The sequence below is a fragment of the Massiliimalia timonensis genome (assembly GCF_900186585.1).
GTDB lineage: Bacteria > Bacillota > Clostridia > Oscillospirales > Ruminococcaceae > Massiliimalia > Massiliimalia timonensis.
Window position 1 is genome coordinate 791,725 of record NZ_FYDD01000003.1, and the last position, 25,547, is coordinate 817,271.

25 protein-coding genes and 1 tRNA gene are annotated in these 25,547 nt (G+C 44.3%); 5 read left to right on the top strand and 21 right to left on the bottom strand.

The features are described from left to right. Window positions 1-38 precede the first annotated feature (38 nt). The gene (locus CIB36_RS05855; RefSeq protein ID WP_093988596.1) at window positions 39-521 is read right to left on the bottom strand and encodes a VanZ family protein; all 483 of its coding nucleotides are present in this window, start codon (window positions 519-521) and stop codon (window positions 39-41) included. A gap of 134 nt (window positions 522-655) precedes the next feature. Here CIB36_RS05855 and CIB36_RS05860 point away from each other — a divergent pair, with 134 nt between their 5' ends. Next, complete coding sequence (locus tag CIB36_RS05860) at window positions 656-1,096, top strand: CBS domain-containing protein (protein ID WP_093988597.1); 441 nt, start codon at window positions 656-658, stop codon at window positions 1,094-1,096. Between the two features lie 15 nt (window positions 1,097-1,111). On the opposite strand, the gene CIB36_RS05865 is transcribed toward CIB36_RS05860, so the two are convergent. Beyond that, the gene (locus CIB36_RS05865) at window positions 1,112-1,942 is read right to left on the bottom strand and encodes a helix-turn-helix transcriptional regulator (protein WP_093988598.1); all 831 of its coding nucleotides are present in this window, start codon (window positions 1,940-1,942) and stop codon (window positions 1,112-1,114) included. A gap of 139 nt (window positions 1,943-2,081) precedes the next feature. Here CIB36_RS05865 and CIB36_RS05870 point away from each other — a divergent pair, with 139 nt between their 5' ends. Beyond that, window positions 2,082-3,002: a nucleotidyltransferase family protein gene (locus tag CIB36_RS05870; RefSeq protein WP_093988599.1), complete on the top strand. Its 921-nt coding sequence runs from the start codon at window positions 2,082-2,084 to the stop codon at window positions 3,000-3,002. A gap of 71 nt (window positions 3,003-3,073) precedes the next feature. On the opposite strand, the gene CIB36_RS05875 is transcribed toward CIB36_RS05870, so the two are convergent. The 6 genes from CIB36_RS05875 to CIB36_RS05900 all read right to left on the bottom strand — a co-directional run bounded on the left by CIB36_RS05875 (window position 3,074) and on the right by CIB36_RS05900 (window position 9,915). Then, the gene (locus CIB36_RS05875; protein ID WP_093988600.1) at window positions 3,074-4,186 is read right to left on the bottom strand and encodes a phosphotransferase enzyme family protein; all 1,113 of its coding nucleotides are present in this window, start codon (window positions 4,184-4,186) and stop codon (window positions 3,074-3,076) included. A 28-nt stretch (window positions 4,187-4,214) separates the two neighbouring features. Continuing rightward, window positions 4,215-6,380 carry a 1,3-beta-galactosyl-N-acetylhexosamine phosphorylase gene (gnpA, locus tag CIB36_RS05880; RefSeq protein WP_093988601.1) on the bottom strand — a complete coding sequence of 722 codons (2,166 nt, stop codon included), beginning with the start codon at window positions 6,378-6,380 and terminating at the stop codon, window positions 4,215-4,217. Between the two features lie 42 nt (window positions 6,381-6,422). After that, window positions 6,423-6,611: a DUF6903 family protein gene (locus CIB36_RS05885; protein WP_093988602.1), complete on the bottom strand. Its 189-nt coding sequence runs from the start codon at window positions 6,609-6,611 to the stop codon at window positions 6,423-6,425. 11 nt (window positions 6,612-6,622) lie between these two features. Continuing rightward, on the bottom strand, window positions 6,623-7,498 hold the full coding sequence (locus CIB36_RS05890) for a carbohydrate ABC transporter permease (RefSeq protein WP_093988603.1): 876 nt from the start codon (window positions 7,496-7,498) through the stop codon (window positions 6,623-6,625). A gap of 17 nt (window positions 7,499-7,515) precedes the next feature. Beyond that, window positions 7,516-8,406, bottom strand: coding sequence for a carbohydrate ABC transporter permease (locus tag CIB36_RS05895; protein WP_093988604.1), 891 nt, complete (start codon window positions 8,404-8,406; stop codon window positions 7,516-7,518). Between the two features lie 150 nt (window positions 8,407-8,556). Continuing rightward, the gene (locus CIB36_RS05900) at window positions 8,557-9,915 is read right to left on the bottom strand and encodes a carbohydrate ABC transporter substrate-binding protein (protein ID WP_203226430.1); all 1,359 of its coding nucleotides are present in this window, start codon (window positions 9,913-9,915) and stop codon (window positions 8,557-8,559) included. 356 nt (window positions 9,916-10,271) lie between these two features. Here CIB36_RS05900 and CIB36_RS05905 point away from each other — a divergent pair, with 356 nt between their 5' ends. Then, a complete protein-coding gene (locus tag CIB36_RS05905) occupies window positions 10,272-11,120 on the top strand; it encodes an AraC family transcriptional regulator (protein ID WP_093988605.1) in 849 nt (282 codons plus the stop codon). Window positions 11,121-11,266: 146 nt separating this feature from the next. On the opposite strand, the gene CIB36_RS05910 is transcribed toward CIB36_RS05905, so the two are convergent. The 12 genes from CIB36_RS05910 to yunB all read right to left on the bottom strand — a co-directional run bounded on the left by CIB36_RS05910 (window position 11,267) and on the right by yunB (window position 22,572). Next, window positions 11,267-11,359, bottom strand: a tRNA-Ser gene (locus tag CIB36_RS05910). 126 nt (window positions 11,360-11,485) lie between these two features. Further along, on the bottom strand, window positions 11,486-11,917 hold the full coding sequence (locus tag CIB36_RS05915) for a flavodoxin family protein (protein ID WP_093988606.1): 432 nt from the start codon (window positions 11,915-11,917) through the stop codon (window positions 11,486-11,488). Between the two features lie 186 nt (window positions 11,918-12,103). Continuing rightward, window positions 12,104-12,511 carry a YlbF family regulator gene (locus CIB36_RS05920; RefSeq protein WP_093988607.1) on the bottom strand — a complete coding sequence of 136 codons (408 nt, stop codon included), beginning with the start codon at window positions 12,509-12,511 and terminating at the stop codon, window positions 12,104-12,106. Between the two features lie 55 nt (window positions 12,512-12,566). Then, window positions 12,567-13,988 carry a tRNA (N6-isopentenyl adenosine(37)-C2)-methylthiotransferase MiaB gene (gene miaB / locus CIB36_RS05925; protein WP_229408203.1) on the bottom strand — a complete coding sequence of 474 codons (1,422 nt, stop codon included), beginning with the start codon at window positions 13,986-13,988 and terminating at the stop codon, window positions 12,567-12,569. A 105-nt stretch (window positions 13,989-14,093) separates the two neighbouring features. Then, window positions 14,094-14,318 carry a DUF3006 domain-containing protein gene (locus tag CIB36_RS05930; RefSeq protein ID WP_158662592.1) on the bottom strand — a complete coding sequence of 75 codons (225 nt, stop codon included), beginning with the start codon at window positions 14,316-14,318 and terminating at the stop codon, window positions 14,094-14,096. A gap of 13 nt (window positions 14,319-14,331) precedes the next feature. Next, on the bottom strand, window positions 14,332-15,309 hold the full coding sequence (locus tag CIB36_RS05935) for a ComEC/Rec2 family competence protein (RefSeq protein ID WP_093988609.1): 978 nt from the start codon (window positions 15,307-15,309) through the stop codon (window positions 14,332-14,334). Beyond that, window positions 15,258-17,174 carry a YgiQ family radical SAM protein gene (locus CIB36_RS05940; protein ID WP_093988610.1) on the bottom strand — a complete coding sequence of 639 codons (1,917 nt, stop codon included), beginning with the start codon at window positions 17,172-17,174 and terminating at the stop codon, window positions 15,258-15,260. The genes CIB36_RS05935 and CIB36_RS05940 overlap by 52 nt, the downstream gene beginning before the upstream one ends. Before the next feature lie 151 nt (window positions 17,175-17,325). Next, entirely contained in the window at window positions 17,326-19,911 is a 2,586-nt protein-coding gene (locus CIB36_RS05945; RefSeq protein WP_093988611.1) for an FtsK/SpoIIIE family DNA translocase, read from the bottom strand. Window positions 19,912-19,942: 31 nt separating this feature from the next. Next, on the bottom strand, window positions 19,943-20,827 hold the full coding sequence (locus CIB36_RS05950) for an undecaprenyl-diphosphate phosphatase (protein WP_093988612.1): 885 nt from the start codon (window positions 20,825-20,827) through the stop codon (window positions 19,943-19,945). A 43-nt stretch (window positions 20,828-20,870) separates the two neighbouring features. Then, window positions 20,871-21,071, bottom strand: coding sequence for a YlzJ-like family protein (locus tag CIB36_RS05955; protein ID WP_093988613.1), 201 nt, complete (start codon window positions 21,069-21,071; stop codon window positions 20,871-20,873). 1 nt (window position 21,072) lies between these two features. Next, window positions 21,073-21,819: a ClpP family protease gene (locus tag CIB36_RS05960; protein WP_093988614.1), complete on the bottom strand. Its 747-nt coding sequence runs from the start codon at window positions 21,817-21,819 to the stop codon at window positions 21,073-21,075. Between the two features lie 84 nt (window positions 21,820-21,903). Then, a complete protein-coding gene (yunB, locus tag CIB36_RS05965; protein WP_158662593.1) occupies window positions 21,904-22,572 on the bottom strand; it encodes a sporulation protein YunB in 669 nt (222 codons plus the stop codon). A 178-nt stretch (window positions 22,573-22,750) separates the two neighbouring features. On the opposite strand from yunB, the gene pyrB reads away from it, so the two are divergent. Together pyrB and CIB36_RS05975 are read left to right on the top strand one after the other, a co-directional pair. Then, window positions 22,751-23,824 (top strand): aspartate carbamoyltransferase, encoded by a 1,074-nt coding sequence (gene pyrB / locus CIB36_RS05970; RefSeq protein WP_093988616.1) that lies wholly within the window; start codon window positions 22,751-22,753, stop codon window positions 23,822-23,824. Continuing rightward, window positions 23,787-24,395 carry a flavodoxin family protein gene (locus tag CIB36_RS05975; RefSeq protein WP_158662594.1) on the top strand — a complete coding sequence of 203 codons (609 nt, stop codon included), beginning with the start codon at window positions 23,787-23,789 and terminating at the stop codon, window positions 24,393-24,395. The genes pyrB and CIB36_RS05975 overlap by 38 nt, the downstream gene beginning before the upstream one ends. Before the next feature lie 31 nt (window positions 24,396-24,426). Here the strand turns inward: CIB36_RS05975 and CIB36_RS05980 are convergent, their stop codons facing one another. Next, on the bottom strand, window positions 24,427-25,542 hold the full coding sequence (locus CIB36_RS05980) for a THUMP domain-containing class I SAM-dependent RNA methyltransferase (protein WP_093988618.1): 1,116 nt from the start codon (window positions 25,540-25,542) through the stop codon (window positions 24,427-24,429). Window positions 25,543-25,547 lie beyond the last annotated feature (5 nt).

Here is a 25,547-nt window from a genome sequence, read left to right on the forward strand (position 1 = left end):
TATTATATCACAACAGCAAAGAAACTGCAAAATTTCTTTTATATCCTTTTATGAAAATCCTGATTTTTGGCATTGGTAACTAGGAAAAAGAAAAATAGAGCCACAAATATCCCAAGGCATACTCCAAAGCCATCTAAAATTACATCCATAACCTGTCCATTTCGCCCGGGGGTATAACGCTGGATCCATTCATCCAAGCCGGCCGCGCTGATACCGCCGACCAATGGCAAACAGATGGACCAAAACGTATGTATTTTAGGAAACGTTAAAAATAGCGCGCAGGTAAGAAAGCCCAGCAGCCAGTACTCCCCAAAATGCGCCATTTTACGCACAGCCCCCTCCGAAAACACACCATCCATATGCAAAAAGGATAGGATCTGGTTTATTTTAGAGGTAGCAGCTTGGCTGAAATAAGCCGAACTGTTCCCAACACGGGTAGAATGGTAATATATAAAGGTTAAGATCGCAGCAATAGCAAGTATCAATAATGTCCGCAAGACCAATAAAGTGCGTTTTGACATGGATCATGCCTCCCTCAACAGTTAATTTACATGATTATAACATATTTCATGCAGATACTCTAGGAACTTCATAGAATGTTAATGAAAATATAGTATAATAATAATAGCAAAAAGACTAGGGAGCTTTATGTATCATGAATATTTTATTGAATATCACCCCAAAAAACCAGATCGCTTTTGTTTACAGCGATTATACCCTGCGACAAACCTTGGAGAAGCTGGAATATCACGGATATTCAGCAGTCCCGATCATTGATCGCGAGGGACGTTATATCGCTACCATTACAGAGGGAGATTTATTACATATTTTAAAAAATAAGTATTCTTTAAATATCAAAGAAGCGGAAGCGCTTCCGCTGATGGAGATCCCCCGCCGTTTTGATATCCACGCCGTTACAATCCACACCAAGATGGAAGATTTGATTGCACATGCGTTAAATCAAAATTTCGTACCTGTAGTGGATGACCGAGGGGTATTCATTGGGATCATTACCCGTAAAAAAATCATTCAGTATTTATCTGACCAATACCAAAAGCTGGCGAATTCTATGCTATCACTTAAAAAAGAAGGCTGACATCAGCCTTCTTTTTTATTCCAGCTCTTCCGATTGAAAACGATACTGACTGGGTGTTAACCTGTAATTTTTTAAAAAAAGCTTGGAAAAATAATTTTGACTTGAAAATCCGCATTGCTCCGAGATTTCATAAATCGGCCTGTTGCTGTGTAGCAGAAGACTGGCGGCATGTTCCAATCGGACCTCATTGAGATACTGGTTCACCGTTTTATGATAAACCCGTTTGAAATGGTTGATCAAAGTGGAACGGCTGCAAAAGAAATGCTCACATAAAAGGTCGATTGAGATCTTACTGGCATAATTTTGGCTGATATATTTTTTTACTGCGTGTGCCAGTGTTCGTTCTGTTAAATTTAACCGGTCGCTCAGCGTGATATACTCGGCACAGATGTTCATGATAGCAATACAGGATAGGATCTTATCCTTGGAGCTGAGCGGAATGGCTTGAACAGCTTTTAAAAGAGCCTCCTGATCTGAAATATGGAAACAGGCTTTTTGCATCACGTATGCGGTGCTGTTGGTTGCAGTATCCAATATTTGTCCCATCATCAAATACCCGGTTAAAACACCAAAATCATATAGCGGTGCTACTGCCTCATACAGACCGAAATGGCATTGGTAAACATACACCTCCCCAGTGCGCTTTACGATTTCAAAGGCGTTTTCGTCCTCTGCTTCGCAGGATCTTCTGACATTTTTGTCTTCTTGGACCAGACGGCAAAATTCAGTGAGATCGGGCGGATAGGAAACGATCTCTGAAAAGTCTGTCCCGTGGACAGAGATCCGGAATCCGGAGATGTTATGCAGTTCTTTCAGTACGGACAACAATTCCATTTTTTGTTCCATAATAACACCCTCGAATCGTAAAATCGTAAATATTATACGATTTTACGATTTCTTATACTATTTTTCATGGCTATTGTAAAAAATTTTTTGTATAATAAATACATAAGAATAAGGCTCGCTTTAGAAAGGAGAAAACAACATGAAAAGACCGGTTTTAGTAATTATGGCAGCAGGTATGGGCAGCAGATACGGCGGTTTAAAGCAGATCGACCCGGTAGATGAGCAAGGGCATTTAATCATTGATTTTTCTATTTATGATGCAATCAAGGCTGGTTTTCAAAAGATCGTATTTATTATCAAAAAAGAGATCGAGCAGGATTTTAAAGAAATGATCGGAAACCGGATCTCCCAATATGTGGAGGTGGAATTCGTATACCAGCAGTTAGATAACCTTCCCAAAGGGTTTACTGTACCGGAAAACCGCGTCAAACCTTGGGGAACCGGCCACGCAGTACTGAGCTGTCTGGGAGTTGTAGACGGTCCGTTTGCGGTGATCAACGCCGACGATTACTATGGCAGCCACGCTTTTGAAGAAATTTACCACTATTTGTCTACCACAGAAGATGACGAGCTATACCGTTATGCTATGGTAGGCTATATTCTGGAAAATACCTTAACAGAAAATGGCCATGTGGCCCGTGGAGTTTGTGTAGTATCTGAGGACGGGATGCTTGCGGGTATTAACGAAAGAACCCACATTGAAAAGCGGGATGGCAAAACAGAATACACAGAGGACGATGGTGCAACTTGGCACACGATTCCACAGGGAAGTATCGTTTCCATGAACATGTGGGGCTTTACCAACAGCATTTTACAAGAGCTTGAAAAAAATTTCTCGGCTTTTTTGGAAACAGGTTTGAAAGAAAATCCACTGAAGTGCGAGTATTTTCTTCCGGGAGTTGTCAATCAGCTGTTAAATGAAAGCCGCGCTACCGTACGAGTGTTAAAGTCTGCGGATAAATGGTACGGTGTGACCTATAAAGAAGACAAAGCGGAGGTTGTGGCAGCAATGAAGCGGTTTAAGGAACAGGGGCTTTATCCTGAAAAATTGTGGGATTAACTAAAATAATTTCCCTTTCAAAATACCCTCGGCAGATATCTGCCGAGGGTATTTTGAGGTTAAAGAGAGTATTATCGAAATTGATCGATAATCTGTTTCATATCCCCCCAGTGCTGTTCCATATCTGAAACCAGCTTAAACTGAGTTCGGCAGCGGTCTAAATTATGACCTTCTCGGTGGATCCTAAAATAGGTGTCCCCTTCCAGATAATCTGTCAAGAAACGCATCCCACATTCCAGCGTCATCATTTTGGCGCCGGCCGGCAAAAGATCTAATTCTGTTTCAGTAAGGCTGCCGCTGCATCCTTCTAGGTAGCCCTTGGTATACAGTTCAAATAAAGAGAGATCCAAGTTTACTTTTGATAGATCCGGTTCGTCTTCCGCGCCAGTGCTTGCCCCAAAACGGATAGAATCCCCAAAATCTGTTACAGAGAATCCCGGCATCACGGTATCCAAATCAATGACGCAGACTGCTTTCCGTGTTTTCTCGTCCAGCATAACATTGTTCAGCTTCGTATCATTATGGGTAACGCGTAATGGTAAATCCCCCTTTTTCTGAGCGCGGATCAAGGTATGGGTAAAATCCTCACGCTCCATAACGAAGCGGATCTCTTCCTGAACCGACGCGGCACGCCCCAACGGGTCATTTTTAACAGCCGTTAAAAATTTTTGATAACGGTCCGGTGTATTATGAAAGTTTGGGATCGTTTCGTGAAGTGTTTCAGCCGGATAATCGGACAAGAGGTTCTGAAAATTACCGAAAGCAAACGCACTTTCATAGAATTCCTCCGCCCGTTCCACAATATCCAATGTTAAAGCGTTTTTAATAAACTGATAGCTCCGCCAATAAGAACCAATACTATCCCGGTAATATTTTTTTCCATCCTTAGTCGGAACAATATTCATTGTTTCCCGGTCAGGGTCCCCATGGTTAGAGATGATCTTTTTCCGCAGGAAAGAGGTTACGTTCACGATATTTTCCATCAATTCTATTGGATTTTTAAAGATCTCATGGTTCATTCTCTGTAGAATATAATTGATCGTCCGCCCATTATCCCGGCAACGCACCAAAAATGTATCGTTGATATGGCCGCTGCCATACAGCTCTGCATCCATCACTTCTCCTTGAAAATCAAACTGTGCGATCGCTTCGTCCTTTTTAGCGCAGTACTCTTCTCGTGTCATATTTTAATCCTCCGGTTTCTATTTTCACTTAAATTTCATACCACACGATCTCGTTTGCATCCAGATCCAAAGTAAAGCTTGAGCCATCTCCTCTGTAAACTGTAGTGCTTTGCGGTTCATAGGTATTATTGACCACACAATATTTCCCGTTATGGGGATAGGCATGTACTTCTACATTGAAGTTTGTGCTGAACCAGCGGTGCAAATGGTCCTCCTCATGAGAAGCCCAGATGATAGAACGGTACAGCAGCCTGCTGTTTTCAAAGCTGTACGGTAAGCCGCTAATATAAACACAACGCCCCTTCCCGAACTCATTCACTGCAAGCTGAACTTCCTTGTCGATCTGTTTAATGATCGTAGTTCCGTCCAATGCAAAGATATTCTTTTTTCCTTCCCCAAAATCAATCTCTTTGGTGCAGTCTTCGGTAATAAAGTGCGGATGCTCTTCCCAGTTGTATTTATCGGTATTTAGATTAAACCCGTTCTCTTTTTCTACCCCAAGCAGATCTGCAAGCTGGAAAAAGCGCCCCTGCCATTGATAGGCGGTTGGTTCCCCTACTCCAATCAGCCCGCCGCCGTGATAGATAAATTTTTTCACAGCAGAAACAACGACAGGATCGGCCCAGTTTTCACCGCCGGTATAAGCTGTATAGGCATCCCCTATGTTCAGGATCACGTCAATATCATCTAACAGCCCTGTATCCTGCCGAATATCATCAAAGCTGATGAACTTAACATCAAACGGGGCGCCGCTCAGGGCTTCTATCACACCGGCATAAGAATAGTTCTGCTTATAATAAAGCGCGTGATGGACCATGTGGTTCCCCCAGGCACGCATCTTTCCCCAACAGTTTAATACCGCTACCCTTTTTACACAGTAAGGGATGGTGCCTTTGATGTTATCATATAAGGTGCGGAATTCTTGACATACGCTTTCCACATAATCAATAAAATCCGGGAACTGCATCGCAAGCTTCAAATACCCGCCGTACCCGATCCGGTCGATCGGTTTTCTTAAAATAGCGCGGCGTGCAGTGACCCAGTTGACCTTTGCTTCCCTAACAGGGTCGCCTCCCTCGTAGAATGTATCTGGGAAGAAATAAGGCAGAAAACGCCCTTCTGTATATTTTACGCCCGGAATATCACTGATGAGACGCAGGGTAGAACCGTTTCCAACGCTTCCCACTACCGCATCCAGTCCCACGCTTTTAAATTCTTCCATAAAGGGTTCCATCCCGATCCAGTGGTCCCCCAAAAACATCATGGCTTCTTTCCCGTATTCGTGGGTAATATCCACCATCTGTTTAGCAAGCTTGGTGACCTCACGGCGCTGGAAATCCTGAAAATCGCGGAACTCTTTAGAAGGGATCCGATAGGTGTTGTTCATATATCCCTGATCGATGATATATTCTGGCCGGAATGGATAACCAACTTCTTTTTCAAACTGCTCCAGAATATACGGGCTGACCGAGGCGGAATATCCGTACCAGTCGACATATTTTTCCCTTGCAAGCTCGTCGAAGATCAGGGTGAACTGATGAAAAAAGGTGGTGTATCGGATCACATCGACATGTGGGTTATCCTGGATATACTTCCGTAACCGTTCCATGGAAAAGGCCTTTGTTTTTGGCTGCCTGACGTCAAAAGTGATCTGGTGCTCTACATTTTCCCAGTTGTTTGTCACCGCATTATACATGTGTACCGGGTCCCACATAATATAAGCCAAAAAGCTGACAGTATAATCGTGGAACATAAGCGTGCGGCGGATCGTCACATCGCCGGTTTCTTCACTGTAGTCCCATTGGCTTGTAGGCACTACCTCGCCGGTGGTGCGATCGATCACTTCCCACCAGCGTGTAATATCATCATGGCTGTTTACTTTCAGCATATCCGGGTACAGGTGGTCCATCAGGTGGATCTTCACCTCGCCGGATACCGCGGTGTGGAACGGGGTCATAATGTACATTTGCTGGATCTCGTCAGGATTTGCTTTTGCCCATGCATTGTCTTTTCTGGTGGTATAATAAGTGGAATACACCTTTGCATCCACATGCTTTAATTCCTCCGGATAATCAGTCCCATCGCAGTCACGGATCGCGTCAGCGCCCCAACGGTCCACCAGTTCAATGGTTTCCTTTACTACATCCACATCAGTGGGAATGGTTACTCTTCCTTTGGTATGGGTCGCATCCATGTTCTTTCTCCTTTCTGGCCGGGAATTTGTTTCCCGGCATCCCTATTTGTTGTAAAAGCTGTTGTAAAAGCCGAGCAAAAATAGGATTCCAGCCAGCCCGATCATCATTTTAAGGATGCCAATATAGCCTATTTCCTTTTGTCCTAAAATAATCAGTGCCAGGCTGACTATAAAAATGATAAGGCATAGGATCACCTGAAGGATCTTATGATCTGACAGATATTGTTTCATCGTTTTCCTCCTTAACCTTTGATCCCGCCGGCAGTCATACCCTGGATCAGTTGTTTTTGTACGATCATGTACAGGATCAATGTGGGCAGCATGACGATTACCAGTCCGGCATACAATTTTCCATACTCTGCTTTTGCATTTTGGGCAGCCATTAGGTTCATTAAACCGACCGGCAATGTTTTGGCAGTATCTTCTGTCATAATAGTCACTGCAATAATGTATTCGTTCCAGAACGCCAGGAAATTAAACAAAATCACTGTGATAATACTTGGTTTTGCCATAGGCAGGATAATAGCCGTCATGGTTTTAAAATATCCTGCTCCGTCAACATAAGCAGCTTCCTCAAAGTCTTTAGGAAGGGTCTTGAAATAACTGGACAGCAGGTAAATGGTAAATGGGAGCGCTGTGGAAGCGTAGATCAGTCCCATAATAAAGATATTATTTAAAAAGAAGCTGACATTTCCCCCAAAGATCTGTTTCAAAAATTTATTCCCGTCAACCAGCATCAGGAAGATCGGTACCACGATATAGCTGACATTGATAAATAACCCTGCCATAAAGGCCAGATTCAACAGCTTATTCCCTCTGAATTTGTAACGGGACAGCACATAAGCCGCAGGCAAAGCAAGTATCAGCAATAACGCCAGTGCGATCACCGTGACCATCACTGAGTTAAAGAAATACGACCCCATGCGTGCCTGGGAAAAAGCCTCTGAAAAGTTTTGGAAATGAAACCCTTTTGGAAGTGTCCATGGATTTCCATAAAACTCGTTGTTCTCTTTGATAGAGGCTAAAAATACCCAGCCTACCGGGACGATGATCGAAACAGCCAATATGATGAGGGCGATATAAGTGATAACTCTTCCGATTGTGATTCGACTTTTCATCTTTGTATGCCCTCCTTCTAAAATTCGATCGGCTCACGCTTGGTGACGGCATTGACAACAGCAGACAACAGGAATGAAAACAAAAATACGATAACGCCGATCGCCATTCCGTACCCGTACGAGGAGTTCCCATACGCCTGTTTATACATATAGCTTAAGAATACCTCGGTAGCGCCATCCGGTTTTCCGTCTGTCATGGTCGTGACAAGCAAAAAGCTCAGGTTGATAGAGCTGATGATAAAAAAGGTCAAGGTGGTGCGGATGTTGGTCCAGATAAGTGGGATCGTAATCGTAAAAAATTGCTTTACAGCGCTTACCCCTTCTAGGTTAGCGCTTTCATACAGGCTTTCTGGAATACTGGCCATGCTGGCCATATACATGACCATATAGTACCCGATCGCCTGCCAGATCAGCGTTCCTGCAATACTATAGATAACAATTTTTTGATCTCCAAGCCATGCAATTGCCTGAGCATCTCCGCGGAATATCCCTAAAATACCATTCAAAAGACCTCTATCCGGGTCGTAAATTGCGGAGAAAATTGCTGCAATGACTACCATAGACAAAATGTTTGGAATATAAAAAATAGTACGGAAGAAGTTCGTTCCTTTTACTTTTGCCCTTGTAAGCAAAGCGGCAAAAATCAAAGCCAATCCAAAGGTGACGATGGTTACAATAACGATCAACAGTACTGTATTTTGGAAAGACTGTAAAAATTTTGTGTCTTGGAACAGGGTAACAAAATTGTTAAATCCGACAAATTCTTTGTTTGGTGAGTACCCGCCCCATTTATAAAAAGACATCCGAAAGATATTGATGGTTGGAATTACCATAAATATCAGAAAAAGGATTGTTGCAGGCGCAACACAAAAGAAGATAAAACGGCCGCGGCCTTTCTGCTTTTCCATGGTTTCCTCTCTTTTCCCCGTCGCAATCATATTGTCTGCGAAATATTCGGTGTTTTTGTCTGAATGAGTGAAAAAACGGCGGGAAATTTTTATTACCCGCCGTTTTTATCAGCCTGTTTTCCGGCAAGTTTTTAGTCTTGCAAGTTTGCGTTATTTTAAAGCCGGACGAAGTTTATCGCTTGCTTCTACGATCCCTGCTTTCCATTCCTCTACAGTCTTGGAACCGGAAACTACGCTGTCATATGCGCTAAACCAGCTGTCTGCAATGCTGACGCCTTCTACCGCGTCGGTGGTAGCAAAACCGCCATCAGTAATTGCGTTTACTGGAGTGTCATAAATAGCGTACAGGGACTTTTCTCCTCTGCTGTCAGGAATCATTGCAGAAGCACCCTGAATTGGCTGTACTGCGCCGTAGTTTGCAAAGATCTGAGCCGCTTTGTCACTATACATGAAGGCCATAAATTCTTTTGCCAGATCCTGATTTTCAGAAGCTGCAGGGATCCAACACTGTTCAAAGAACGTAGTGATATACTGTTCATCACTTTCATTTACCCGCGGAATAGAAGCGGTTGCCCATTCAAAGCCCTCTGCCTTTGGAGCTTCTTCCATCTCGCCGATGACCCATGTGCCGTTCGGCATGAAGATCGCTTTGTTATCCAAAATCAACTGCTGGTTTTTCAGATAGTTGGTATTGTTGGCATTTGCAACCGTATTCTTTTCTGTGTATTCTGCCAGTTTTCCCATGATTTCCAGATATTTTGCACCTTCTGCGGTGTCCCAGATCCCCTCTTCATAGCTGGTCACCTTTTTCAGGAAATCCGGTCCGCCAATGTTTGCTAGCAAAGCCCAGGAGAATGCATCAAAGTATCCTGACGTTGGATAAGTGAATAATGCGATTCCTTCTGCTTTTGCCTTATCACCGAGCTCCCACATTTGGTCCCAAGTGGTAGGAACCTCCCAGCCTTTTTCCTTGAGCAGTCCCGCGTTATAGAACAAGCCAGCCGGTGAATAGAACATCGGGGCCATGTAAGTCTTTCCATCGCTGTAAGGTTTAATGATGGAAGAATCACGGAACCCTGGGATCAATTTTTCAGAAACGGTTTTGCTTTCTCCAGGAACGGTCATGTCGAACACATCGTCGATCGCAAGCAAGCCGTTGTCTTTAATTAAAGTTTCTGTCAAAGCATCTGGACGTCCGGTTGCCAGATGAACAAAGTCAGGATATTCCCCAGCTTTCATCTTAGCACTGATTACGGTTTCTAAACTTTTATCGATCGTAAGGTCAACAGTAACATTTCCCTTTTCTTCTTCAAAAGCTTTTACAACTTCTTTCCAAACATCAGCCCCGTATGCACTTTCTAATGCCGCAACTTTCAGCGTCTGTTTTTCTCCTCCGGTAGTATTTCCGCCTTTAGATTGGTCTTTATCAGTGTCGCCGCCGCATCCGGTTACCATGACACTGGACAAAGTGAGCGCCATAACCAATGCAAGAATCTTTTTCATTTTCATTTCTGATTACCTCCTTAAATGATTAGAAAGGTTACGTTCACGTTCTTGGTATACTTTTATTATAGTCATCAAAAGGACGAATTCAATCAAATTGTTGCTTCAAAATTTATAGATATTGTTCACTTCGTGTAAATTGTATAAAAAAACTTTAGTGAGTTAAAAATTCTAATTCATTCTAGAGCAATTTCAGTCGCAATAATTTATTTTTTATACGATATTACAAACAAACTATAAATTCAAATAATTAGTAGTAAAAAATAATTGTTTATTTTTCACGATATTGTTGTAAAAATTTTGTATATGCGTTATAATAAATTTATTGAAAAAGCAACATTTCTAAAAAGGAAGGTGAGTCTATGAGCAATAATCGCTATGATATTGACAGCACACAGATCAAGGACATTGGGGCAAAGCTTCTTTACATCACTACCTCCTCCTATGGAAAAGACTGGAACAGTCTGTTGCACATGCACCATTTTTCTGAGTTGTTTTATGTGGTACGCGGAAAAGGAGAATTCATTGTAGAAGAAAAACGCTTCCCAGTAAAAGAGGATGATTTGGTTATCATAAATTCCCAAACGCTACATACAGAGGTATCGGTTTATGATCAGCCTTTAGAATATGTTGCATTGGGAATCGAGGGGCTTTCCTTTGTATTTCAGCCAGAAGAGGAGGAAATCAAGAATTACAGTGTCTTTAATTATCGCGGGAAAAAAAATGAGTTTTGGTTCTATTTTAAAACATTGACAAAAGAGATTCAGGATAAACCGAAAGGATATGAAACGGTGTGTCAAAATGTTTTGGAAATTTTATTGCTTAATTTGATGCGGGATTCAAACTGCGCTTTTGCTTTGATCCCTACTAACCGAATCAGCAAGGAATGTACAGCGCTGAAACAATATATTGATACACATTTTAAAGAAAACATCACCCTAGACCAGTTAGCTGATGTGATCCATATGAATAAATTTTATTTGACCCATACGTTCCGAAAAACTTATGGAATGGCTCCGATCGCTTATATGATCGGAAAACGGATCGAAGAAAGCAAATACCTTTTGGAAAATACTGATTTTTCTCTTTCCCAAATTTCGGATATTGTTGGCTTTTCCTCCCCTTCTTATTTTTCCCAGACTTTCAAACGAACAGAACAGGAAAGTCCAAAGGAATATAGGGATAGGATGCGTCAAACTACAAAAGCTTAAATGAACTCCCGGTAAAGAAAAAGGAAGATAAGACGGAGATGTCTTATCTTCCTTTTTCTTTACCAATATCCTCAAAATTTGAATAAAATCGAGTGAAATTCGGGGATAAAAAAAGAACCGCCTGTTTTAAGGCGATTCTTTTTGATTGGCGGAGAAGGAGGGATTCGAACCCTCGATGCGCTATTAACGCATACACGAGTTCCAGTCGTGCGCCATAAACCGGGCTAGGCGACTTCTCCACAGCTTGTACTGTTTAACACAGCTTTTATATTATAGAATATTTTTTTGATATTGTCAAGTGTTTTTTTAAAATTTATCTAACAAAAAGGACAAGGCTTTTGGCCTTGTCCTTAACGGTACAGGATTTAAACAGCTAAAGAGTTTACGATCTCTTCTGCCCACGCTACTACGCCAGATACATCGCCGTCTGATACTTTTCCCTGTTTGAACAAACCGCCTTTTACGGTACATTCATATGTAGTTCCGGCAACCTCGATGCCCTTCCCTTTTACAATGTTCTTCAGTTCTTCAACAGCGGAAAAATTCCCTGATCCAACCGCGAAAAACGCAACATTTTTTGCTCTTGCCGGGGTCAGGTCGCGACAAAGATCCAGTACGGCCTTATTGGCAGAAGATCCTTTCATTTCTACCCCAATAAACAAAAGCTTTTCATTCTCACTTGGATATGCCGGCGGGATCTGATCACATACCGCTTCCTGTGCTTTAGCGATTGCACGAGCCATTTTTTCTGTATTTCCTGCTGGAGAAAAATACAAAGCGCGCATTTTGAATTTCATAATTTAAGAGCCTCCAAAAAATAAGATATATTTATTATACCATAAATATGAATCTGTGTATGTTATTTTTGTGAAGATTTTTTTGATTTCGCAGATTTACTAGATTTTTTGATAAAAATTAGCAAATAAAACAATAAAAACAGTACGAAATAATTTTCATACTGTTTTTATTGTTAATTATTAAGATTAGTGACAGCCTCCGCAGGTAGAGCAGCTTCCAGAACAGCCGGACTGTTCTGCAGAACAGGTATCTGGGTCTTCTCCATTGACACACAGCATTAAAATGGTAGTAACTTCGTTCATCATTTTATCCATTTCCTGTTTTGCGTGATTGAAAGCAGCCATGTGTGGGTTCTGCATGATAGATTGATAAACCGCTTTCAGTTCCCGGTCAATATCAGCAATTTTCGCATCGTCTTTTTTTTCTGCGGACATTGCAGTGCTAAGCTCTATCCGTTTTAAATTAAACTTACCGATAGAATCCTGCAATTCTGCGTCATTGTCATTTGCTTCTTTCGCGTCGTGCAGTGCTTTGTATTCTTCGCTTGCCTGAATTTCTTTCCCCATCTGTCTTGCCAAATCAATAATAGACATCTTAAAAATTCCTTTCTGATAAAAACTTTCATTTATGATTTAATCGGTTTCCTGCTTAAAGTAGTTCGCCGAGTAAAGCCCAGTTCAATGCTTTGGTGATCCGAACATCTACAAAATTTCCAATGAGATCGGCAGGGCCCTTCAAATCCACGATAAAATTTTGTTCGGTGCGCCCTGTAACATAGTCCTCCCCGCTTTTTCCAGGACCGTCTACTAGGATGCGCAATGTTTTCCCAACGTATTCTTTTAATTTGTCTTCTCCAATTTTTTTCTGGACTTCCAACAGCTCCATCAGCCATTTAGTTTTATCCTCTGAAGGAGTCGGATCATCCATCACAGCGGCTTTGGTCCCCACCCGCTTGGAATAAATAAAGGTGAACAAAGAATCATATCCCACTGTTTGGATCAGGTCCATGGTCTTTAGAAAATCCTCTCTTGTTTCGCCCGGGAAGCCAACGATAATGTCACTGGTCAAAGCAAGGTCTGGAATTCTGCTTCGTGCGTAATCGACTAGCTTTAGGTAATCTTCCCGCTGGTAATGACGGTTCATCGCTGTTAAGATCCGGTCGCTGCCGGACTGCACAGGAAGGTGCAGATGATGACACACCTTTTCACACTCCGCCATTGTATCAATCAATTCCGGCGTTGCGTCCTTTGGGTGCGATGTCATAAAGCGGATTCGGAAATCCCCCTCTATCCCATTGATCTTACGAAGCAGGCCGGCAAAGTTGATCTCCTCTTCCAGCCCTTTTCCATAGGAATTTACATTCTGCCCAAGCAGGGTGATCTCTTTGTATCCTTGAGAAACCAGCCCGGAAACCTCATGCAGTATCTCTTGCGAAGTCCTGCTTCTTTCCCGGCCGCGGACATACGGTACGATACAGTAGGTGCAAAAATTATTGCATCCGTACATGATCGGAACCCATGCTTTCAGCGTTCCATCCCGACGGATCGGAAGATGCTCTGCGATCACGCCATCGCTGTCCGGTGTTTCAAATACCCGTTCTTTTGTGCTCAAAGCTTGATATAACAGCTCCGGCAGACGGTGGACAACATGCGTCCCAAAGATCAAATCCACATAAGGGAAACTTTTTTTTAGGCGCTGCACGATATGCTCCTGCTGCATCATACAGCCGCATAGTCCGATCAGCATTCCCTTTCTGCGGCGTTTATTATGCTTTAACGCCCCAACATTTCCGAATACCCGGTCTTCCGCGTTTTCACGCACAGCACAGGTATTATAGATCACCAGATCTGCTTCCGCGTTGGAATCGCTGAAGCCATATCCCATCAACGCAAGCATCCCTTTGATCTTTTCCCCGTCAGAAACGTTCTGCTGACAGCCGTAGCTATGGACATGCGCGATCGGCATATCTTCCCCATAATGCTGATGCAGCAGCATTTTTACCTTTTGTGCGAAGTCCTGTTGGCGCAGTAACTCTTCTTCTGAAACAAAAATATCCTGTTGTTTGCTCAAACAGCAATACCCCCACTATTTTCTTTTCAAATGCTGTTCTTAGTCACAACATTCAAAAATTATTGTATCATTTTTATCAAGCTTTCGCAAGTATTTTAGATAAAATCAGTCTTCTTTTGGGAAAATTTGCTCCATCATACGAAAGATTCTTTCCCGTCTTTTTTTAGTAGACTTTTGGTCGATCAGCCATTCTGACTGCTCCCCTTGTATTAGCACATCGCCTTCCTGTACTCCAGCCGGTAGCTCTTTGACAGGCACGGTGATATGACTGCGGTCGGGAAGCTCTAAAACGGCTACCTTATTTTCAATACGGTCTATGATATATTCCATAGTATTTTTCCTCTTATTTTTCTGTTTGCAGGTCCAGCTGGGTTCCATCGGTGGAAAACACGATAGTTCCAGATACGTCGGTACGTAAAATCTCTCCACCCAGCTGCTCCATGCGCCGTAATATTTCCTTGTGTGGATGCCCGTACTGATTTTGGTATCCACACTGTACCACAAAATATTCAGCTCCTACTGCTTTCAAAAAAGCCTCAGAATTTGCCGTATCCGAACCATGATGCCCTGCTGAAAAAACATCCGCTGATAACCTTTCCCCTGTGTTCAATAAAGCCTCTTCTGCTTGTTCTTCCATATCGCCAGTGGATAAAAATGCAACATCCCCATAAGAAAAACGCGCTCCCACCGAAATGTTATTTAAGTCGTTAAAATCACCTGCCGGTCCTAAAATTGTTAGGATGCCCCCGTCGATCTCGTATTGCTCCCCCACCTTGGCGGTAATTACGTTGACATTGTTTTCCTGAATCGCTGTCAGCAGGTCTTCATAAGTACGGGTTGTTGGGATCAGACTTTTTTTCAGTTTAGGCATGATGATATTTTCAGTCGGGATCTCACGGATCACCACATCCAGCCCGCCGATATGATCGGAGTGAGGGTGGGTGGCGATCGCATAATCAATCTTTTTAATGCCCTGCCCCTTTAAATAAGATACTACCGTTTCCCCTTGGTCATTTTCGCCGGCATCGATCAGGACCGCATGCTCCTTTGTACGGATCAGGGTACAGTTCCCCTGTCCCACGTCGATATAATGGACCGTGACTTCCCCGTCAACATATCCCTGTGGATAAGAAGCGTCTTCCAGCATGGATCCCACTTCTGCCCGAATTTGTTCCCAAGTAGGAAGCGACCTGGTAAACGGAGCGTAAGTATTGACCGTGATAGCAGCAAAAAAACATGCCACGATAGCCAGAAATGAATAAAATGCTTTTAAGGACGTTTTCTGTTTCCTTTTCCTTTTTTGGTAACGTCTTTTTGCCATGAATGATCCTTTCCTTTCCGGGACTTATTTCCTTTTTTCCAGCCTGTACCGGTATATTTTCCCTGCGGCGCCGCAGGCTTACCCTCCACCAGGGCATTTTTTCCATGTCCGATCAAATCAAACCGCTTTGCCTTTCGCAGAGCCTTGCGGACAAGATCCTGATTTTTAGGCTGAAAATACTGTAGCAAAGCGCGCTGCATCGCTTTATCCTCCGGATCGGTAGGCACATAAACCGGTTCCATGGTATAAGGATCCAGCCCGGTATAATACATGCAGGTAGAAACGGTACCGGGAGTAGGATAAAAATCCTGTACCTGTTCCGGACGGATCTTGTTCTGCTTTAAAAATAAGGCTAGTTCAATGGCGTCCTGTAAGGTACTGCCCGGATGGGAGGACATCAAATAAGGAACTAAATATTGTTCTTTTTCCGCTTCTTTGGTTTTCTGGTAAAACTTGCGCATAAAAGCAAGATAAGTTTCAATATGGGGTTTCCCCATTTTATCCAAAACTGCGTTGCTGCAATGCTCTGGTGCTACTTTCAGCTGCCCGCTGACATGGTACCGGACCAACTCGTCAAAGAACGCTTCATTTTTATCTTCCATCAAATAATCATACCGGATCCCGGAACGGATAAACACCCGTTTTACACCCGGTATGGCCCTGATTTTGCGCAGAAGTTCCAGATATTCGGTATGGTCTGCCTCCAATTGTTTGCAAGGTGTTGGCGCCAGACATTTCTTTCCTTTGCACAAGCCATGCTCTAATTGCTTTTTGCAGGAGGGCTGACGAAAGTTTGCCGTAGGTCCCCCAACATCGTGGATATATCCCTTAAAGCGCGGACTGCTTGCAAGAAGTTTCGCCTCCCGCAATACAGATTCCTCACTCCGAACGGCGATTTTGCGCCCCTGATGAAATGCAATAGAACAAAAATTGCAGGCTCCGAAGCATCCCCGGTTGTGGGCGATGGAAAATTCTACTTCTTCGATTGCCGCCACCCCGCCCAGCGGTTCATAGCTGGGATGATACATTCTCATATATGGCAAGGCGTATACCTTGTCCAGCTCTGATTGGCTCAAGGAACGCATCGGCGGGTTTTGTACCAGCATTTTATCTCCCTGGCGCTGGACGATCGTTTTTCCATACACCTCGTCCTGTTCATTCATCTGCTGGCGTGTGGCCTTTGCATAACTTTTTTTGTCCCGTGCCACGATTTGAAAATCAGGACACTGCACAGCACCGTAAGGCGTGTTCACAGGATCGGTCAGATAGCAGGTACCGCAAATATCAGTCATCTGGGAAACGGTCTGCCCTTCCCGGAAACGACGCCCAATCTCAGTGATCTGCAATTCCCCCATGCCGTACATCAACAGGTCCGCCCCGGAACTGCAAAGGATCGAAGGGTGAACGGCGTCATCCCAGTAATCATAGTGCGCAAACCGCCGCAAGGAAGCCTCCAGCCCGCCGATCAGTACCGGGACTTCAGGATAAATAGCCTTTAATGCTTTCGTGTAAACGGTCACTGCCCTGTCGGGGCGTTTTCCAGCTTTTCCCCCAGCAGTATACGCGTCGTCAGAACGCCGGCGCTTTGCCACAGTATAATGCGCCACCATTGAGTCGATATTTCCGCCGGTCACTAAAAAGGCGTATTTGGGCGCGCCAAATTCGCAAAAGTCCTTTTTATTTCTCCAATCCGGCTGTGCGATCATTCCAACAGAAAACCCCTGAGATTCCAGCAATCTGGAAATGATCGCGATCCCAAACGAGGGATGGTCGACATAGGAATCCCCGGTAACACAGATAAAGTCAAACTGTGTTATGCCACGTTCTGTCATTTCTTTTTTGGTGATAGGCAAAAAATCTGCCATGGTATTTCTCCTTTATTCCAATCTTAGACAATATTTGACGATGAAAGACTGTAAGCAGTTTTCCCATACCCGCTAATAGGAAAGATATAGGAAGCTTTACGACACAACAGCAGGAAATCCCTTTTTACAAAAAAGAGATTCCCTGCTGAGATTATGATTCGTTTTCACCTGACTGGTTCATTTTCATTTCCAGCCATTGATCTCTGGTCATCAAGACCTGTCGCGGCTTACTGCCTTCAAACGGGCCGATGATCCCTTTGGTTTCCATTTCATCCATTAACCTTGCGGCGCGCGCATATCCTACTTTCAGCCTTCTCTGCAAGTAAGAGGTGGAGGCCTGGGAGGCTTCAATTACGCATTCAATGGCGGAATCCAGAAGCTCATCAGTATCGTCAAATCCTCCTCCATCGCTGGATTTAGATGGTTTTTCTTTCACAGCCTGTTTTTCGATCTCATCCATGATCTGGTCATCGTATTCGGATTCCAGATTGCCCTTTACAAACTGAACTACTTCTTCTACCTCTTTGTCGCTGACATAGCAGCACTGAAGCCGGGTAGGCTTTGGCATCCCCACAGGGTAGAAAAGCATGTCCCCTCTTCCCAGAAGCTTCTCCGCCCCGCCGGAGTCCAGTATCGTGCGGGAGTCGACCTGCGACGATACCGCAAACGCGATCCTGGATGGGATATTCGCCTTAATAACACCGGTGATCACATCAACGGACGGACGCTGTGTTGCAATGACAAGGTGCATTCCCGCCGCACGCGCCATCTGCGCCAACCGGCAAATAGAATCTTCCACCTCGTTCGGTGCGGCCATCATCAGGTCGGCTAGCTCGTCGATAATGATCACGATCTGCGGCAATGGATTCAGGTCTTCTTTTGTCATGGCCAGTTCATTATAACCATGCAGATCACGGACCTGGTTGTCCGCGAACAGCTTATAGCGGTTAAGCATTTCGGTAACAGCCCAGCCCAAAGCACCGGCGGCTTTCCGCGGATCGGTAACGACCGGGACCAGCAGATGCGGAATTCCGTTATAGATTCCTAATTCAACCACCTTTGGGTCGATCATCAACAGGCGTACCTCATCCGGGGTAGCCTTGTACATCAGGCTCATGATCAAGGTGTTGATACACACTGATTTACCGGAACCGGTAGCACCCGCAATCAGCATATGGGGCATTTTCCCAATATCGAACACCACTTCTTTTCCGGAAATATCACGTCCCAATGCAACGGAAAGCTTGCTTTTTGCATCCCGGAAGCTAACAGAATCAATCACTTCCCGGATGGTGACAATATCCGTCTGGCGGTTTGGCACTTCAATTCCGACAGCCGCTTTATTTGGGATCGGCGCTTCAATACGCACCCCGGCCGCCGCAAGGTTCAGTGCAATGTCGTCCGCCAAGCCAGTGATCTTGCTGATCTTCACCCCAGCCGAGGGCTGAAGTTCATACCGCGTAACCGTTGGACCGCGGCTGATGTCGATCACACGGGTCTGGACGCCAAAGCTCTTTAAGGTATCTACCAAACGTTCTGCATTAGCGCGCAGTTCGACGGAAATGTCACCGTTTTTCCGGTTAACAGGCGCTTTTAATAAACTGACCGGAGGATACCGGTACAGCACTTTTTGTTCTGCAGTACTGTTTTGGGACAGCTGCTTTGCGATCTCTGCATCAGGCTTTTCTGCCTTTTCCGGTTCAGAAACCGCTTCTTCTTGTGTAGGCACTGCTTTTTTTACCAGTTCATCTAAAGGTGCTTCTGGCGTAGTTTTTTCTTCATTAACACGTTCTTCTTTTTTGGGTTTTGGCCTTGTTTCTATAGAATCAGCGGTGATCTTCGAGGCTTTTCCAATCGCCGCTTTCGAGGTATCTGTCTGTTCTACAACGTCGATAAAATGATCCGTTAGTTCCGGCTGGACAGTAATATCCGGCTTTGGCTCCGTATGGAAAATAGCTTTCGAGGAAGAAACAGGATGTTGCGGCAAAGCATCAGGCCCAAGATCCACATTGATGTCAAACTTGGCTTCGCGTTCCCTTTCCCGCTCTTCCTGCCGCTGGATATAGTGATCCTCCATTTTTTTGACCGGCTCAGAAACTTTATGGAATACATCAAGCAAAGTCGCTCCGGTGATCAGCAGGATAAATGCGAACGAGAATAAAATAATGATGATCGTTGCACCGACCTTACCGCAGGCAAGCAGCAAGGGCATTCCAACTGCAATGCTTAGAACCCCGCCGCTGATCTTCAGCGATCCCGCCAAATACAAGGTCTTAACCACTTCGGTAAAACTGTCTCCGCTATATTTCCCAACAACCAGAATTTGCAGAAGCGCACACAATAGCGCCAATAATACCAATGACTGCCAAAGCTTGTGACGTATCTTCCCCATTCGCTCATCCAAAGTCGCACGAACCGCTATGTAGATCATCAAAACAGGTAAAGCAAACACGCCTGTTCCAAAAATCCCGAACAGGACATTGTGGATCCCGCGCCAAAGGTTCTGCCCTTTTACAAAAATCAGGGCGGCGACCAAAAGCCCCAGCGCAAACAAGATGATTGCCCAAACCTGACGTTTGCGGTGCTCCTGCCGGAGAATGCGTTCTTGCTCTGCTTGGGATTTTGTGGTGCGTTTTTTTGCACTGGAAGCTGGCTTTGTGGTATTTTTTTTGGATGAGGATGCCGGTTTTGTGCTGGAACGCCTTGTTGTAGAAGACGTTTTCTTTTTTACTGCCATGAAATTTTTCCGCCTTTTGTTATACTGATGATCACGCAACGGCGTTTCCAAACGCAAAAACGATTGGAGAGCCAGAAATATATTCATAAGTGCTGACTCCGATCACGATGATACCAAGAATCAGGGTATAAATAGCAAAAATTTTAAAGCGATCGGACTTTAACAGCCACTGCACCATTTTGATGGATAAGAAGCCTACTACTGCTGAAGTGATCAATCCAACTAAAATCACACTGATCGGCAGGTTCAGGTCCGCTGAGGTAACGTCCTTTAGTTCCATGACAGACCCGCCTAAAATTGCCGGGATCCCAAGGATAAAGGAAAATGCAACAGCGGTTTCTTTAGAAAGCCCGCACATTAAACCAGAAGCGATCGTTGACCCGGAACGGGAAACGCCCGGCAATGGTGCGACTGCCTGTAATGTCCCGATCACCAAGGCATCACGCGGAGTGATTTGTCCATTTGTTTTTGTTCCATTGGTTTTACGGTCTGCCAAAAACAGCAGGGTCGCAGTCAGCAAAAAGCAGAAGCCTTCCACCATAATGTCATTATCGGAAGAAACAGCCTTGTAAACATCCCCTAACAGGAAATAGATGATCGCAAGCGGTACCAGTGCTAAAATGATCATAAAAATCATATTGCGTTCTGCATTTCGATTTTTGAAAGAAAATTTCCCGGTAAAAATATCGCGTATCATCCGAAAAAATTCCAGGATCAAATCCCAAATCAAGCGATAAAACGCCCCAAAAACGGCAACCAGTGTTCCGACATGCAGGATAATAGAAAACATCAAACCGGATTCCCCGCTTAATCCGGTGAAGTGCTGGTATAACGACAAGTGCCCGGAGCTGGACACCGGTAAAAATTCTGTCAATCCCTGGACGATTCCCTGAATAAGTGCTTCGATAATAGACATAACGTATGTACCTTTCTTCTTTGTTTATGTAAAAGATCTGTTGTTACAGATCTTTCATCCGCGCCCCTAAACGGTATTCCGGTTTCAGGTAATCGCGCAGATCGGTCGAAATGACCCGATTGAGCATAATACTCTTATCATATTTTACACCCTCAAGGATACAATTATCAACCCTTTTATAAAAATAACTGATATTTTTTGGTTGAGTGAATATCTCATTTTCATCAATGATTGTATATAACATCTTACTTTTCACTCTTTTCTGACTCTTTTTGGTCGATCATGTCATACAGGCAATGCAGGGCGTCCGACAATCCCCCTAAGGAATCTATCAGCCCCTCTTTTACGGCATCCGTACCATTCAATACCGTTCCCACATCCATAGCAAGCTCCCCGGTCGTCATCATCAGCTCTGTAAAACGGTTTTCCCGGATTCTGGAATTGTCTGTAACAAATTGTACGATCCTGTCCTGCATCTTTTCAAAGTAGGAAAAGGTCTGCGGCACTCCCAGAACCAGCCCGCTCATCCGCACTGGATGGATCGTCATAGTGGCAGATGGTACGATAAATGATTTTTGTGCACTGACCGCCAAAGGAACCCCGATCGAATGTCCGCCTCCCAGAACTAATGATACTGTTGGCTTTGTCATGCCGGCGATCAGTTCCGCAATCGCCAGGCCGGCTTCTACATCTCCGCCTACTGTGTTGATCATGATAATCAAACCTTTGATGTCCGGGTCCTCTTCAATCGCTACCAACTGCGGGATCACATGTTCATATTTGGTGGTCTTATTCTGCGCCGGCAGGATATAATGCCCCTCCACCTGCCCGATAATAGTCAGGCAATGAATCAGGTGCTTTCCCTTTGTAGTGACCGAACCCATGTCGACAATACTGTTTTGCTGTTGTTCCTGTTCTTCTGTATTGGTTTCGTCAGAATTCTCTTCCGCTTCATTATCCTGGTTTTTCCATTCTGCTTTTGTATGCTCCATGGTGCATTCTCCTTTCAAATCGATCCAGAATTAGTTTGTCCGGAAAAGGAAAAAATAAAAGGGAGGATTTGAAATTCCTCCCTTTTATTTTTGGGTTTCGATTTTGCTTTGGTCTTCAAACAAAAGCTGGGCGTACTGCTGGGGCGTTTCCCCTACGATAATAGTTTCCGACAGAATGTATTCGGAATTAACGGTCACCGTTTGGCGGTGCAGGAGATTCACGCACATCAAATCAAGAGAAAGATTCAAAACCAGACGGTGCCTAGTCTGGTTGATCCCTGCCGAATCAAACTCACTGGTAATTTTGCTGGTTAAATAACCGCTGGGAAACACATCGAAATCAATTTTCGGTCCCTGTGCGGAAAAAAACCAAAGGTTGCTGAGACTTCCTAAGGGGATCTGGACCGTTTCCACTCCTTCAGCTTTGATTTCCTCCAAAACAGTAGAGGTAATTTCGGTGCGGATCCGGTTGACCTCTGCGGAATTGATGGAAATAGAAGAAATCGTTTGGTCGTCCTTATAAGAGATCGTCACGAGGTCCTGCGCATTGACCGCGTCGTTTTCGGATAGCTCCTCCACAGCATGATTTAAAATCCGGACGCCCGCATTGTGGATCTGATCGGTCGTTACCTTTTCAAATAGTTGCCCTACTGCGCGGTTAAGCAGAAAAATGCTGACAATCAGCATAAAAACAACAAAACAAAACCGAACTTGACGTTTTAAATGACGATGCTTTCTATGTTTGCGCCTCATCCTCATAACGGTCCCCCCGAATCTTTTCAAAGTCATCTTTCCTAAAATTATATGTGAAGAATCTTATTTTGGTGAATATTTCAGAAAAAATCTTGGAATCCCCGGTTAGATATTGAAATTATTGTCATAAATTGATAGAATAGATAAAAGGATAAGTATCCGAAAGAAAGGAAGATTTATCGTGGAATTTCAGCATTTAATCGACTTAAACGATCTATCTGTCGAACAATGGAACGAAATTATCCAGCTTGCTTTAAAAATAAAGGCCAACGAAAAGGCTTATTCCGAAGTCTGCAAACATAAAATTTTAGCTACGTTATTTTACGAACCCTCTACCCGGACGCAGATGTCATTTCAAACTGCAATGCTCCGGTTGGGAGGCCAGATCATTGGGTTTGACAACCCGCAGAACTCCTCAGTTTCCAAAGGGGAAAACCTGATGGATACCATCCGCATCGTATCCGGATATGCGGATATTCTTGCTATGCGCCACCCGATAGAGGGCGCGGCAAAAGCGGCGGCGATCTATGCTGGGTGCCCGGTGATCAATGCCGGCGACGGCGGACACCTGCACCCTACTCAGACTTTGACAGACCTGGTTACCCTGCAAAGCGAAAAAGGCGCCTTGAGCGGCTTGACTATTGGGTTGTGCGGGGACCTGAAATATGGAAGGACCGTCCACTCTTTGATCAAGGCGCTTTCCATGTATCCGAATAATAAGTTTGTACTGATTTCTACCAAAGAGCTTTCTGTTCCGCAGTATATTAAGGATTGGCTGAACAGCCATAATTGTGCCTGTCAGGAATGCTACTCTTTGGCGGAGGCGATCCCTCAGCTAGATGTTTTGTATATGACAAGGATCCAAAAGGAACGTTTTGCCTCGCAGGAGGAGTATGAACGGCAAAAAAATGTCTATATCCTGGACATGGAAAAGCTGTTCCACGCCAAACAAGACTTATGTATCCTACATCCCTTGCCGCGTGTAGATGAAATTGACCTCAACGTGGACAAGGACCCACGGGCGATTTATTTTAAACAGGCTGTCAACGGTGTTTACGCCCGGATGGCGCTGATCATGACGCTGTTGCAGTCAAACGGGACCAAAAGGGCCCCTATCTCCCATCATTGTGCTCATATTTCCTGTAATAACCCAAACTGCATCACAAACCATGAAACATACTTAGAAAAATCTTACAAAGAAAATGGTGATTTACTTGTCTGCGAATATTGTGACGAACGCCAGCTTATTTAAAAAGCGGATCCTGCTTTTATTTGGTTCCCCTCATCATGTGGGAAATACGTTTCGCCTTGTGATGCAGCTTTTGGAGCAGTTAGAGGAAAACAGCTTTTATTTGGAACAGTTTGACCTGTTTGAAATGGACTTGATCCCCTGCACAGACTGTCAAAACTGTGAACACGGCTTATGCTGTTATAACCATATCGACCACTATGATGATCTGATCGAAGCAGTACAGCATTCAGATATTATTTTACTTGCTTCACCCGTTTACTGTGCTGGGTTTCCAGCTCCGGTAAAAGCGATGATGGACCGGGCGCAGCAGTTTTATGTCAACCAGTTTGACGGACGGAAGAACACCTTCCCGCAGCGGAAAAAGGGATTTTTGCTGATGACCGGCGGGAACTGCGGAGAACGGCTGCAGGAATACCTGACAATCCCTACGAAAATGTTTTTTGACTGCCTGAATGTGGAATTATCCGGCAAGGTCATCGTGGGAAATACCGACAAAACCCAAAAGATAGAAGCAGACTTTACCGACATCATTGCTTCCATTAACGCGGGGCCAATAGAAGAAGAGGAATAAAAAAGATGCCAGAAAATTTCTGGCATCTTTTTTATTTAAAATATTGGAACAGCTGGCATTTCATCATGCCGTTATAAAGCTTCCTGCGCTTGTCCGCTTTTTTTCCGAAAATGGATTCAAAGGATTCGTGTGGAGAGATGATATAATAACTTGCGCGGTCTGCCCTTTGAAAGACCTTTCCCATCGTCCGGTAAATCTGCTCCGCCTCCTGTTTTTCCAAAAGGCGTTCCCCATACGGCGGGTTTGCAAATGTAATGGTGTTTTCCTTGACACGGAAATTTTTGATGTCAGCCGTCTGAACGGATATTTTCCCAAATACGCCGGCTCGTTTTGCGTTTTCCTTTGTCAGCGCAACGCATTCGGGATCAATATCGCTGCCATGCGCAAAAAATTCTGCGTCTCTGCGCACCAGGTCCAATCCCCTGCTGCGTTCATCCCGCCATATCTTTTCATCAAACATTCCCCAATCCTGCGCCGCAAATTTTCTGCGCAGGCAGGGCGGGATATTCAAAGCCTTAGTAGCCGCTTCGATTAAAAACGTTCCGGAACCGCAGAAAGGATCGTTCACCTCGGAAAATCCCTTTACGCGGGCAATATCAATGATCCCGGCTGCTAAGGTTTCCTTGATCGGCGCTTCGTTGGCTTTTAACCGGTATCCCCTTTTATGAAGCCCAACGCCTGAGGTATCCAGCATTACCGTGACCTGGTCCTTTAAAATGGAAAAACGTATTTGGTGCATTGGACCGGTTTCGGAAAACCAATCCTGATGATAATGGGTTTTTAACCGTTCTACCGCGGCCTTTTTGATGATCGCCTGACAATCGGGGACGCTGTGGAGCTGTGAATTTAAAGACCAGCCCTTTACCGGAAAGGCGTCCTTTTTTCCGATATATTCTTCCAGCGGGATCGCTTTGACCCCTTGAAACAGTTCTTCAAAAGAGGTTGCCTCAAACGAGGTCAGTTTGATCATCACCCGTTCAGCAGTCCGCAGATTGATATTGGCGCGGGCCATCATCTCAGGCGGGCCGGAAAATTCCACCTTCCCGTTATCGGCCTGTACGTTTTCAGCGCCCATGCGTTTTAATTCCCCGGCTAAGACGCTTTCCAAGCCAAAATGGCATGGTGCAAGATAAGTTAATATTGTCATAATTC

Excerpts from the sequence above, each read along its gene's own strand:
- CIB36_RS05865 (WP_093988598.1), bottom strand. The coding sequence starts at position 1,942 with ATGGAACAAAAAATGGAATTGTTGTCCGTACTGAAAGAACTGCATAAC.
- CIB36_RS05950 (WP_093988612.1), bottom strand. The coding sequence starts at position 20,827 with ATGTCTATTATCGAAGCACTTATTCAGGGAATCGTCCAGGGATTGACA.
- CIB36_RS05895 (WP_093988604.1), bottom strand. The coding sequence starts at position 8,406 with ATGGAAAAGCAGAAAGGCCGCGGCCGTTTTATCTTCTTTTGTGTTGCG.
- CIB36_RS05890 (WP_093988603.1), bottom strand. The coding sequence starts at position 7,498 with ATGAAAAGTCGAATCACAATCGGAAGAGTTATCACTTATATCGCCCTC.
- CIB36_RS05855 (WP_093988596.1), bottom strand. The coding sequence starts at position 521 with ATGTCAAAACGCACTTTATTGGTCTTGCGGACATTATTGATACTTGCT.
- CIB36_RS05935 (WP_093988609.1), bottom strand. The coding sequence starts at position 15,309 with ATGGCAAAAAGACGTTACCAAAAAAGGAAAAGGAAACAGAAAACGTCC.
- CIB36_RS05905 (WP_093988605.1), top strand. The coding sequence starts at position 10,272 with ATGAGCAATAATCGCTATGATATTGACAGCACACAGATCAAGGACATT.
- yunB (WP_158662593.1), bottom strand. The coding sequence starts at position 22,572 with ATGAGGCGCAAACATAGAAAGCATCGTCATTTAAAACGTCAAGTTCGG.
- CIB36_RS05940 (WP_093988610.1), bottom strand. The coding sequence starts at position 17,174 with ATGGCAGATTTTTTGCCTATCACCAAAAAAGAAATGACAGAACGTGGC.
- CIB36_RS05945 (WP_093988611.1), bottom strand. The coding sequence starts at position 19,911 with ATGGCAGTAAAAAAGAAAACGTCTTCTACAACAAGGCGTTCCAGCACA.
- CIB36_RS05860 (WP_093988597.1), top strand. The coding sequence starts at position 656 with ATGAATATTTTATTGAATATCACCCCAAAAAACCAGATCGCTTTTGTT.
- CIB36_RS05955 (WP_093988613.1), bottom strand. The coding sequence starts at position 21,071 with ATGTTATATACAATCATTGATGAAAATGAGATATTCACTCAACCAAAA.
- gnpA (WP_093988601.1), bottom strand. The coding sequence starts at position 6,380 with ATGGATGCGACCCATACCAAAGGAAGAGTAACCATTCCCACTGATGTG.
- CIB36_RS05915 (WP_093988606.1), bottom strand. The coding sequence starts at position 11,917 with ATGAAATTCAAAATGCGCGCTTTGTATTTTTCTCCAGCAGGAAATACA.
- CIB36_RS05875 (WP_093988600.1), bottom strand. The coding sequence starts at position 4,186 with ATGACACGAGAAGAGTACTGCGCTAAAAAGGACGAAGCGATCGCACAG.
- CIB36_RS05885 (WP_093988602.1), bottom strand. The coding sequence starts at position 6,611 with ATGAAACAATATCTGTCAGATCATAAGATCCTTCAGGTGATCCTATGC.
- CIB36_RS05900 (WP_203226430.1), bottom strand. The coding sequence starts at position 9,915 with ATGAAAATGAAAAAGATTCTTGCATTGGTTATGGCGCTCACTTTGTCC.
- CIB36_RS05920 (WP_093988607.1), bottom strand. The coding sequence starts at position 12,511 with ATGTCTATTATTGATTTGGCAAGACAGATGGGGAAAGAAATTCAGGCA.
- CIB36_RS05960 (WP_093988614.1), bottom strand. The coding sequence starts at position 21,819 with ATGGAGCATACAAAAGCAGAATGGAAAAACCAGGATAATGAAGCGGAA.
- CIB36_RS05870 (WP_093988599.1), top strand. The coding sequence starts at position 2,082 with ATGAAAAGACCGGTTTTAGTAATTATGGCAGCAGGTATGGGCAGCAGA.
- CIB36_RS05980 (WP_093988618.1), bottom strand. The coding sequence starts at position 25,542 with ATGACAATATTAACTTATCTTGCACCATGCCATTTTGGCTTGGAAAGC.
- CIB36_RS05930 (WP_158662592.1), bottom strand. The coding sequence starts at position 14,318 with ATGGAATATATCATAGACCGTATTGAAAATAAGGTAGCCGTTTTAGAG.